We start from the raw sequence: 420 nt of genomic DNA, 5'->3' as shown, positions 1-420 counted from the left end.
GTCGCCAAGAACCTGTTCCTCTGGCAGTGGCGGGATTTCATCCGCAAGGGCCTGGAATTCCCGCTGGCGCTGTGGATCGACTTCGTGCTGCCCAAGGCCCGGATCCTCGAAATCTACCTTAATATCGCCGAGCTCGGCCCCCAGGGGCAGTTTGGCGTCGAGGCGGGCAGCGCCTATGCGTTTGGCAAGTCGGCCGCCAATCTCTCCCCCCGGGAGGCGGCGCTGTTGGCCTCGATCCTGCCGAATCCGGTCAAGCGCAGCGCCAGGACGCCCGGTCCGGGCGTGCGGCGGCTGGCGGCGACCTATATGGCGCGGGGGCAGGCGAGCTCACTTGCCACCTGCTGGCGCGAAAATCGCGGATTTTGAGCCGATTTCAGGTGTTTTTTCCGGCCCAAAACCCGAGCTTTGCGGCCAGCCTTC

1 protein-coding gene is annotated in these 420 nt (G+C 65.2%); it reads left to right on the top strand.

The genetic code is table 11. From position 1 onward, the window contains the following. On the top strand, positions 1-366 hold a 366-nt coding region (locus F6X68_RS33295; protein WP_192581676.1), incomplete at its 5' end, for a transglycosylase domain-containing protein. Between the last annotated feature and the right edge of the window lie 54 nt (positions 367-420).

The organism is Micromonospora sp. AMSO12t, assembly GCF_008806585.1.
Classification (GTDB): Bacteria; Actinomycetota; Actinomycetes; order Mycobacteriales; family Micromonosporaceae; genus Micromonospora; species Micromonospora reichwaldensis.
This window is presented reverse-complemented; position numbering and strand designations above follow the sequence as displayed.